At 53.3% G+C, this 10,003-nt stretch carries 7 protein-coding genes, 2 tRNA genes and 1 pseudogene; 1 reads left to right on the forward strand and 9 read right to left on the reverse strand.

Annotation, left to right across the window (positions count from 1 at the left end):
* Window positions 1–72: 72 nt before the first annotated feature.
* Window positions 73–345, forward strand: a complete 273-nt coding sequence (locus RDM26_RS07985; RefSeq protein WP_307738443.1) for a hypothetical protein — start codon at window positions 73–75, stop codon at window positions 343–345.
* A 393-nt stretch (window positions 346–738) separates the two neighbouring features.
* On the opposite strand, the gene RDM26_RS07990 is transcribed toward RDM26_RS07985, so the two are convergent.
* The 9 genes and pseudogenes from RDM26_RS07990 to RDM26_RS08030 all read right to left on the reverse strand — a co-directional run.
* Window positions 739–811: transfer RNA gene (locus RDM26_RS07990), tRNA-Ala, on the reverse strand.
* 166 nt (window positions 812–977) lie between these two features.
* Window positions 978–1,051: transfer RNA gene (locus RDM26_RS07995), tRNA-Ile, on the reverse strand.
* 122 nt (window positions 1,052–1,173) lie between these two features.
* A complete protein-coding gene (locus RDM26_RS08000; RefSeq protein ID WP_307738444.1) occupies window positions 1,174–1,884 on the reverse strand; it encodes a DUF3566 domain-containing protein in 711 nt (236 codons plus the stop codon).
* Window positions 1,885–1,898: 14 nt separating this feature from the next.
* Window positions 1,899–4,568 carry a DNA gyrase subunit A gene (gene gyrA, locus RDM26_RS08005; protein ID WP_307738445.1) on the reverse strand — a complete coding sequence of 890 codons (2,670 nt, stop codon included), beginning with the start codon at window positions 4,566–4,568 and terminating at the stop codon, window positions 1,899–1,901.
* Window positions 4,569–4,582: 14 nt separating this feature from the next.
* Window positions 4,583–6,607: a DNA topoisomerase (ATP-hydrolyzing) subunit B gene (gyrB, locus tag RDM26_RS08010; RefSeq protein ID WP_374041834.1), complete on the reverse strand. Its 2,025-nt coding sequence runs from the start codon at window positions 6,605–6,607 to the stop codon at window positions 4,583–4,585.
* A gap of 383 nt (window positions 6,608–6,990) precedes the next feature.
* The gene (locus RDM26_RS08015) at window positions 6,991–7,674 is read right to left on the reverse strand and encodes a response regulator (RefSeq protein ID WP_307738446.1); all 684 of its coding nucleotides are present in this window, start codon (window positions 7,672–7,674) and stop codon (window positions 6,991–6,993) included.
* Entirely contained in the window at window positions 7,674–8,759 is a 1,086-nt protein-coding gene (locus RDM26_RS08020; RefSeq protein WP_307738447.1) for an ATP-binding protein, read from the reverse strand. Before RDM26_RS08020 ends, RDM26_RS08015 begins: the two co-directional genes overlap by 1 nt.
* Window positions 8,760–8,945: 186 nt before the next feature.
* Window positions 8,946–9,725, reverse strand: a complete 780-nt coding sequence (gene pstB / locus RDM26_RS08025) for a phosphate ABC transporter ATP-binding protein PstB (RefSeq protein WP_307738448.1) — start codon at window positions 9,723–9,725, stop codon at window positions 8,946–8,948.
* Between the two features lie 58 nt (window positions 9,726–9,783).
* A pseudogene (locus RDM26_RS08030) lies at window positions 9,784–10,003 on the reverse strand (phosphate ABC transporter, permease protein PstA); the annotation flags it as partial.

Here is a 10,003-nt window from a genome sequence, read left to right on the forward strand (position 1 = left end):
CCCCCGCACAGCAAGGATTCGGCGTTGAAGCATCCCGGGTTTTGTTCCGAGGTTTTTGTGAGAGGATTTCGCATGCCAAGGAACTATATAAAAGTTTTTGGGGAGCGGGCTGTCAGGCTTGTTGAGGATCGTCTGCGGGATGATCTCGGAGTGTCTGAAACCCGCGTGATCGCCGATACCGCGATGAAGTTGGGGACGTCGAGGGAACCTCTTCGGCGCTGGGTGATGCGAGCGCGTGTGGATGCCGGAGTCCGTCCTCGGGTTTCCACTGAGGAAAGCGCCGAATACAACCCGGCCTATCAAGACGGCTCTCTACACATCCGCAAAGGCTGGGCAGGACACTAAACCACCGCGACACGCCCGAAAAATACACACATTTTGGGTATTAACCCGCTTTTCGTTCAGATTTCGGGCATACGAAAGGACGCCCACTTTGTATCAAAATGAGCGTCCCTTCAGTGGAGCTAGCGGGACTCGGCGGTGCTACGCACCAGCAAGGGTTTCCGGAGCACAGCCTCCGAAAACCACTGGCGCGGGCGAACGCTCAACCCGCGTTCGCTACCTCCCCGCGCCAGCCCTCCCGGGTTCGAGCCCTCAGCTTATAAAATGTTGAAGCCCCAGGATAAACCTGGGGCTTCTCATTTGTGCCAGTAATCCCTGACGGGATTACGCACGATTTCGTCATCCTCACTAATAAAAAAGCCCAAACGGCTTTTTCACCGTTCGGACTCCTCATCGTGGAGCTAGCGGGACTCGAACCCGCGACCCTCTGCTTGCAAAGCAGATGCGCTACCAGCTGCGCCATAGCCCCTTTAGAGCACGAAAACCACTACAGGTACTTCCATACTCCCGGATCATTGCGAAGGTCATTTGCCGCATTCACCAGCCAGGCGAAAAACACCCCGATAAACAACAGTTTTAAGGTCTTTTTCAAATCTACCTACCTGGCCGATTGCTGGAACAAACTTCCCTTGCAGTGGGCCTAGCTGGGCTCGAACCAGCGACCTCAGTCTTATCAGGACTGCGCTCTAACCAACTGAGCTATAGGCCCATCGTGTCCATCGCGAACACCATTGCAGATTACAACATTCCTAACCCGGCTTTCAAACCCGTCCTGGGTGCGATCCGTCACGCCGTCCTCGAACTATCGCACCCCCAAGGAATGCGGTAATACTACTCGTCGGTCAGCGCCAGCCTTATCCCTCCAACCAGTGAAGTCACCAAGTTGTAAATAAGCGCCCCCACCGTTGAAAACGCAGTCATTAAGATCACGTTCGAGACTGCGATAATAGTGCTCATCGCCATTACCCGTGGTAACCGCAAATAATCAATAATCGACGCAATCGAACCGGTGGGATCAATATCGTTAATAAAGTTTTCCACCGAACTAAACACGCTCATCGAATTTAGCAGCAGCCAGACTAACAATCCCGCCAGCACCATCGCGATCCCCAGCGCCACTGATAGCAGGAAGGAAACCTTCATCACCGACCATGGATCAATCCGGGAAACCACCAACGAGATTTGGCGAGGCTGATATTCGCCAATCTTCTTCGCCGAGGACGCACCCGCAACCTCGGTCTCTTCCGCCTTCTCAACAGAAGACGATGCTTCCGGAACCTGTGGGATTGCAGAACTGCTACCGTCCTTAGAACCGGACTTAACAGCGGTCTTCTTTCCCACCGTCTGAGGCGACTTTCTGTCCTTTTTCACTTGGCTGTCCCCACTCTTAGTTTGCGGGTCATCAGGTTGCGATATTTCATTGTGCGAAGGCTGGTCGGCGCTAGTATCTTCGCTAACATTAGAGGCTTCGCTTTCTCGCGAAACATCATCCACGTCTTGCTCTGAGCGAGCCTTTTCTTGATCTTTGCCATCAGTTGTCATTGGTCAGCCTCTCACTAGAGCTCAGTTGTTTCGGTTTCTAACGCGGCCACTTCTTGCTCGAGATCTGCATCCGTAGCCTCCGACGAATCATCGTCATCTGCTTTCTCATTATTTAACGCCACAGCCAAAACTGCATCCCCGGGTGCCGGACGAGTGAAAATCACTCCCTGAGTGTTACGTCCCGTGCGGGGAACCTCATCCACCCGGGAACGCTGCACCTTACCAGAATGCATAATCACCATGACTTCATCATCGTCATTAACAATCAAGGCTCCCACCAGGCCGCCCCGCTCAGCCACCAGGTTCGCTACCTTGATCCCGAGGCCGCCGCGACCTTGTACCCGGTATTCCTCTACCGAAGTGCGTTTCGCGTATCCCCCCTCGGTCACCACCAAAAGGTCACTATCGGGGCGAATAACTGTCATCGCTAACAGGTGGTCCCCCTCGCGGAACTTCATTCCCCGCACTCCGGAGGTGGCACGACCAGTAGGACGCAAAGCCTCATCACTAGCTAAGAACCGCAGCGATTGTCCCCGGTGCGAAACCAGCAATAGCTCATCGTCACCGTTAACCAGTTCGGCAGAAACTACCTCGTCAGGGGCGCCATCTTCCATTTCCCGCAGGTTAATCGCGATTAGCCCGCCGGTACGATTGGAATCATATTCGGTAAAGCGAGTCTTTTTCACTAGCCCTGAGCGGGTAGCTAGTGCCAAATACTCGGCCTCATCATAGGAGCTAAAGGCCAGTACCTGCGCGATTTTTTCTTCCGGTTGGAACGCTAAAAGGTTAGCTACGTGCTGCCCCTTAGAGTCACGTCCCCCCTCGGGTAGTTCATAGGCTTTCGCCCGGTAAACCCGGCCTTTGTTCGTGAAAAACGCCAACCAGTGATGCGTGGTGGTGGTAAAGAAGTGATCTACCACGTCATCTTCACGCAACTGCGCCCCTTTAATCCCTTTACCACCGCGTTTTTGACTGCGGTATTGATCCAGGCGAGTGCGCTTGACATACCCAGAATGGGTAATGGTGACCACCACGTCTTGTTCTTCGATCAGATCTTCCATCGACATTTCTCCGGCGAACGGCATAATCTTGGTGCGCCGCTCGTCGCCATATTTATCGACAATCTCACCAAGTTCGCTGGCAATAATTCCCCGTTGCCGCTCCGGGCGAGCCAAGATGTCTTTTAGATCTTTTACGCGCGCCTCTAGTTCGGTGTGTTCATCGAGAATCTTTTGCCGCTCGAGGGCGGCCAGGCGGCGCAGTTGCAAAGCCAAGATTGCATCCGCTTGGACTTCGTCTACCCCCAGCAGCTCCATTAATGCACCCCGCGCCTCATCTACGGTAGGAGATTTGCGGATAGTAGCGATCACCGCATCCAAAGCATCCAGCGCCATCAGGTAGCCTTGCAAAATATGGAGGCGATCCTGCGCGCGCTTGAGGCGGAAATTGGTCCTGCGCACGATTACTTCTAGCTGGTGATTAATCCAGTTAGAGATAAATCCATCAATAGAAAGCGTACGCGGAACCCCGTCTACCAGAGCCAACATATTAGCAGGGAAGGAATCCTGCAACTGGGTGCGCTTATAGAGGTTATTTAGAACCACTTTAGGAACTGCGTCCCGCTTGAGCACAATCACCAGGCGCTGTCCGGAGCGGTCCGAGGATTCATCGCGAATATCTGCGATCCCCTCGATCTGCCCGTCTTTCACCAGTCCGGCGATTTTTGCTGCCAGATTGTCCGGATTGACCTGGTAGGGAAGTTCGGTAACCACCAGGCAAACCCGGGAATTGATTTCCTCTACATTTACGATTGCCCGCTGCACAATCGAGCCGCGACCGGTGCGGTATGCCTGTTCAATCCCTTTACGCCCCAAAATAGTGGCGCCCGTGGGGAAATCCGGGCCTTTAATCCGTTCAATCAGGGCTTCCATTAGTTCTTCACGCGAAGCCTCCGGGTGCGCTAGCGCCCACTGAACCCCGTCGGCAACTTCCCGCATATTGTGAGGAGGAATCCGGGTAGCCATCCCCACTGCGATTCCCTCTGACCCGTTAAGCAGCAGGTAGGGTAGGCGTGCCGGCAAAACCGTAGGTTCTTGCGTGCGTCCGTCATAGTTGTCCATGAAATCGACAGTGTCTTCATCGATGTCCCGTACCATTTCCATCGACAAAGGCGCCATTTTACATTCCGTATAACGCGGAGCTGCCGGCCCTAAGTTCCCTGGGGAACCAAAGTTACCTTGGCCAGCCACCATCGGGTAACGCATCGACCAAGGCTGCACCAAGCGCGCCAAAGCATCATAAACTGCGGCGTCACCGTGAGGGTGGAAATGCCCCATTACGTCGCCGACTACGCGCATACATTTCGAAAACCCAGCGTTGGGACGATAGCCACCGTCATACATGGCATACAGAATTCGCCGATGTACCGGCTTGAGACCGTCTCGCACCTCGGGGAGGGCGCGCCCTACGATCACGCTCATTGCATAATCCAGGTAGGAGCGCTGCATCTCGGTTTCTAGGTCAACCTGATTAATATGACCTTTAGCCTGAAATAGACCGGAATTATTATTTTCGAGGGCGCCTGCGGAAACGGTGTCCCCACCCCCGAAAGCTGCGCCGGTGTGCTGAGCCTTTTCCGGGGAGTCTGCTTGCTGGTTTTGATCCTGGTTGTCTATATCGCTCATGTTTTGCCTGTCCCTTAAATATCCAAGAATCGTACGTCAGTGGCATTGCGTTGAATGAAAGCTCGCCGCGACTCGACGTCCTCACCCATTAGCATCGAGAAAACTTCATCTGCGCTGGCCGCCTCGGATAAGGTCACCTGTTTAAGCATCCGGTCTTCGGGATTCATAGTGGTTTCCCACAGTTCCTGAGGATTCATTTCCCCGAGTCCCTTATAGCGCTGTACCCCACCCTCTTTCGGAAGGCGTTTACCATCAGCTTTGCCGTCCTCTAAATATTCGTCGCGCTGGCGATCGGAGAACACAAACTGGTGGGGAGCATTTGACCATTTCAAACGGTAAAGCGGGGGACAAGCGATAAATACGTGCCCTTTTTCAATTAGAGGACGCATATAGCGGAACAGCAATGTCAGCAGCAAAGTGGCGATATGCTGGCCGTCCACATCGGCGTCCGCCATAATCACTATCGCGTTATAACGCAGCTTGGAGATATCGAAGTCTTCCCCAATACCGGTACCGAACGCGGTGATGAGGGACTGGATTTCTTGACTGGAGAGGGCGCGATCTAGCCGCGCTTTCTCTACGTTTAGGATTTTGCCCCGGATCGGTAAAATGGCCTGGTGAGCCGGGTCGCGTCCCTGTACAGCTGAGCCACCCGCCGAGTCGCCCTCAACGATGTAGATTTCGCATTCGGAGGCATCGCGGGAAGAACAATCCCGCAGTTTCCCGGGCATCGAGACGGATTCGAGGGCGGATTTGCGCCGGGTAGCTTCCCGGGCTTTGCGCGCTGCTACCCGCGCGGTTGCTGCCTGCTGTGCTTTTACCAGGATTGCTTTCGCGTCCATGGGGTGGGCGTCTAACCAGTCACCCAGTTTGGAATAAACCTGCTGCTGGACAAAAGTACGTGCCTCAGTGTTTCCCAGTTTGGTTTTCGTCTGCCCCTCGAACTGTGGCTCGGTGAGTTTCACCGAGATTACAGCAGTTAAACCTTCGCGAATATCATCACCGGTTAGGTTTTGATCTTTGTCTTTGAGGATGCCTTTATCGCGGGCATATTTATTCATCAAGCTGGTGAGAGCGGAGCGGAAACCTTCCTCGTGGGTGCCGCCCTCGGTGGTGTTAATAGTGTTCGCGTAAGTATGCACGGACTCGGAATAGGCGGTGGTCCATTGCAAGGCGATTTCTAGACTGATGGAGGCGTCTTCATTAACCGACTCAAAATCAATGATGTCGGGGTTGATTACCTCAGATTTCTTGGAGTGGTTAATGAACTCTACATAGTCGCGTAAACCGTTTTCGTACATGAATGATACTCGCCGGAACCCGGGAACTGGATCATCAGCGGTTCCTTGCGCATCGCCAGTAACCAGATCTCCAGCATCGGTAGCCTCTGGGCGTTCATCGGTGAGGGTGATACGCAGCCCCTTGTTCAGGAAGGCCATCTGCTGGAAGCGTTGCCGCAAAACCTCGAAACTGAAAGTAGTGGTCTCAAAGATTTCCGGATCCGGGTAAAAGGTCTGCTGAGTGCCGGTTTCCTCGGTTTCTTCCCCGCGTTGCAATTCGGTGAGGGGATGCCCACCGTTACCGAAAGACTGTCGCCAAGCATATCCTTGCCGTTTCACCACGGTATCCATCCGGGTTGAAAGCGCGTTTACTACCGATACGCCTACCCCGTGCAGACCGCCGGAGACTGCGTAACCGCCAGATCCGAATTTGCCGCCCGCGTGCAGGATAGTCATTACTACTTCGACGGTGGGGCGTTTTTCGGTGGGATGCATATCCACCGGGATTCCGCGACCGTTGTCGCTGACCCGCACCCCGCCATCGGCCTGCAGGGCTACCTCAATATGGTCACAATAGCCGGCCAGGGCTTCATCAACCGAGTTGTCGACTACCTCGTATACCAAGTGGTGCAGACCGCGCTCCCCGGTTGAACCGATATACATGCCGGGACGCTTACGTACGGCCTCTAGCCCCTCTAAAACTGTGATGTCGTCCGCGCCGTATTCATGCTGGACTTGTTGGTCACCCAGATCAGCCACCTGCTGGATCTCCTTGATCTAGTTCGCTGGCCCCGAGCCGGATATTTCCAGCCGTTGGGCACCGTCTGCCCCAGGGCATTCACGCCGAAAATCCGGCGCTCACTAGCTCTATTCTATCGTGAAAGCCCCAAAAACCCACATTTTACGGCCTCAACCCACTTTTCGGGGGAAAGTCACTTTTTTGCTTTCGGCGCGTCAGACGCAAATTTTTTCCGGAGGGCGCGAATAGGGCTGGAGAAAGCGCGGGAGACGCCCCGAAAAGACACGCGTGGAGTTAGAAGAGATGGGGAGCAGCCTCGAAAAGACCTGAGTATCGTTGTGAGACAGATGAGAAAGAACCGGGGAAAATGCCAGCACTGCGACATTTCAGGGAAATAGCGATGCTATTTAGGATCCATGATCCGGTATCCCAGCCCGCGCACCGTCACGATAATTTTGGGCGAGTGCGGGTCGTCCTCAATCTTGGAGCGCAGCCGTTTTACGTGCACGTCCAAGGTCTTGGGATCTCCGAACCAGTTTTCACCCCACACCCTGTCCATGACCTGTCCACGAGTGAGCACTCGTTCGGGGTTACGTAAGAAATATTCCAACAGTTCAAACTCGCGTAGCGGTAGCTCTTTTAGTTCGCCATGTACCCGCACTTCGTGCCGGTCTACGTCCATAGTGACTGGTCCGACTTCCAGCAGGTTTCCTACTTCAGGAAGATCTTGGGTGCGGCGCAAAACTGCGGTGATTCGCGCCAGGAGTTCCCGGAAACGATAGGGCTTAGTCACGTAATCATCTGCGCCCAGTTCCAAACCGATAACCACATCAACCACGTCATCTTTAGCGGTAACCATAATGATGGGGGTGTCGTAGTTTTCACGCACCTGGCGGCAAACCTCGGTTCCGGGAAGCCCTGGGAGCATCAAATCCAATAGAATCAGGTCGACATGGTTGGTTTTTACCGCCGATAGCGCCTGGTCACCATCGGCTACCCCGATTACCTCGTAACCCTCACGTTTGAGGGAGTATTCGAGAGGGCTGCGGTAGGCTTCCTCGTCCTCAACTACTAGTATCGTGGTCATTACTCTTCCTTTGTCAGAGCTATCTGATTAACTTGCGTGTCCTTGGGAGTGTGGCGCGGCAAAGTTATGGTGAAAGTGGCGCCCTCGCCTGGTTTAGAGTTCACGTGGATGGAGCCATTACGATCCGAAACCACATGTTTTACGATTGACAACCCCAGTCCAGTTCCGCCTGTAGAGCGAGAACGAGCGGGATCTACCCGGTAAAAGCGTTCAAAAATTCGTTTTTGGTCTTCCTCAGAAATCCCGATCCCATTATCAGCAACTTCGATAACCACATTGTCGTTTTCGCGCAGGGTGACATCTACCTGACCTCCGGGATTAGAATAGCGAATCGCGTTTTCCAACAGGTTTTGCAGGGCGGAAGTCAGCAGTTCCAAGTCGGCATAGACCAAGATATCTTCGCCCTGTGGGAAGTGGGTGTTCACTGTAATATTTGCGTCTTCCGCTGCGGTAGTCACCTGGTCGAGAGCATCGTTTATAGCTTCGATTACCAACATAGAACGCGGTTTAGCTGGCAAGCGCCCATCTTGCAAGCGCGCTAAGGAAATAATTTCATAAACCAGTTTGGTTAGTCGCCGTGATTCTTTAACTAGCTGGGTGGAAAAAGTCTCGACTGCTTGCACATCATCGGCATTATCGTGAATGGTTTCCGCCAGCAAGGAAATCGCTCCCACCGGGGTTTTTAGTTCATGGGAAGCGTTAACTACGAATTCGCGCCGCGTGGCATCAGCTTGGAGGACGCGGGTGCGATCCTCTAGCAAAACTAGGGTGTGCTGCGAGGAGATGGGAGCCACCCGCACTCTAACTGACCAGGGAACGGCGGCATCCGGATGCACCAGATCATATTCCTTTTCTACGATTCGTCCAGACGCGCGAGCCTTATCAATCTGGTCTAGCAGTTGCTCATATTCGATTTTTCCATTGTGGAACAGGGGAATTAGCCGCGCTAACTGCGAGCTATAGGCGAATGAATTATCGGGATTAAGCACCACCGAGGCTTCCGGGAGGGCGTCAAGGATCGGGGAGAGATCTTCAACTCTCCAGCCGGAGCCATCCCAATGCGGCTGCTCGCTTTGGCTCTCCATACTTAACATTTTAAGGGAGTCAATCTCTGAGAAACTAATTACACTGACTGTGTTAACCAAACGTTTACCGTGGGTAACAGTTATTCCATCTCCAAAAGGTAAAAGACATTCTCCTGTCCTTTGCTGCTACCCGGTTCCTAGTTTGGCAACCGTCTGTTGGCACCCGCTAAAACCCGCTACCATTCCTTAACCAAAACGCCCCGCAATATAGTTTTCGGTCACCTTTTCATGGGGGGTGAGGAAGACGGATTCGGTAGGTCCGATTTCGACTAGTTTTCCGGGTTGACGCGGCCCGGAAATATTGAAGAATGCGGTCTGGTCAGAGATTCGCGCCGCCTGCTGCATATTGTGGGTAACAATCACAATCGTGTAGGTCTCTTTCAACTGGGTAATCAGATCCTCAATCGCCAAGGTGGAGATGGGATCAAGTGCCGAGCAAGGCTCATCCATCAAAAGTACCTCTGGTTTAACCGCAATTGCCCGTGCAATACACAGGCGTTGCTGCTGTCCACCAGATAGGGAAGCCCCCGGTTTATCTAGACGGTCTTTGACTTCTTCCCACAGGTTCGCTCCTTTTAGGGATTCTTCTACAATCTGATCGCCCTCGGATTTACTGATTTTCACCCGATTCAGTTGCAAGCCGGCGAGCACATTGTTCTTAATCGACATAGTGGGGAACGGGTTTGGGCGCTGGAACACCATCCCAATCATCCTCCGCACCTCCACCTGATCCACATCTTTGCCGTAGAGGTTATCGCCGTTCAGGAGTACTTCGCCTTCGATGCGTCCTCCGGGAGTAACTTCATGCATCCGGTTCAAAGTGCGCAGCACCGTGGATTTACCACACCCAGACGGCCCAATCAGCGAAGTTACCGTTTGGGTTTCAATCGTCATATTTACGTCCTCTACGGCTTTAAAATCTCCGTAGTAAACGTCTAAGTGCTTTGTTTCTAAACAAATTGCCATTTTCTCTTCCTATCTGCTTTTGCTTCTTGCAGCCCTGCTCCCGGCGAGGGCGAGTTAACTATTTTCCAATCGAGAGTTTTTTGGCTACGAACCTGGCTCCCAGATTCAAAACCAATACCGCGAATACCAGTACCAAGGCCGCGCCCCAGGCGCGATCCACATTGATAGTGGGGTTACAGTTGACCGCGTGGGCGGCACACGAAACTGTGGAGGTGGATTGCTGGAAAATATAGACCGGCAGAGTCTCCATGCGACCGGAAAAAACATTGTTGTTAATC

Source organism: uncultured Varibaculum sp., from assembly GCF_902489465.1.
In the GTDB taxonomy this organism is placed as follows: domain Bacteria; phylum Actinomycetota; class Actinomycetes; order Actinomycetales; family Actinomycetaceae; genus Varibaculum.